The organism is Streptomyces sp. DH37 (assembly GCF_029813835.1).
Classification (GTDB): Bacteria; Actinomycetota; Actinomycetes; order Streptomycetales; family Streptomycetaceae; genus Streptomyces.
This window is the reverse complement of record NZ_JARVKV010000236.1, coordinates 1-398: the sequence shown is the minus strand read 5'-3', so window position 1 is coordinate 398 and position 398 is coordinate 1. Positions and strand designations below refer to the sequence as shown.

1 protein-coding gene is annotated in these 398 nt (G+C 67.1%); it reads right to left on the bottom strand.

All coding sequences use genetic code 11. The features are described from left to right. Positions 1-80 precede the first annotated feature (80 nt). A partial coding sequence (locus QC029_RS31490) for an oligopeptide/dipeptide ABC transporter ATP-binding protein (protein ID WP_369281331.1) occupies positions 81-398 on the bottom strand: 318 nt, incomplete at its 5' end.

Sequence of the window (398 nt, the reverse complement as noted above, 5' to 3'; positions counted from 1 at the left end):
ATCCGGTACGTGCCGGCGCAGCACGCCGGCACGTACCGGATAGTGCTTTGTCAGGTCGGTGACTTCGAGCAGGGCCTCGGTCATGCCACCTCCGCCACGTCTGCCGCGCGCCAACACGCGGCGAGATGACCGCTGCCCCAATCCGCGAGCGGCGGATATTCATCCTGACAGCGCTTGATCGCGAGCTTGCAGCGCGGCGCGAAGGCGCAGCCCGGCGGTAGCCGCACCAGCGAGGGCACGGTGCCGGGAATCTCGTTGAGCCGCTCCTGCACAGGTACACCTGACGCCGGTACAGCCGGGATCGAGGCCATCAGCCCGCGCGTGTAGGGGTGCTTTGGATCAGCGAACAGCGCCTCGACACTGGCTTCCTCGACCTTCCGCCCCGCATACATCACGAT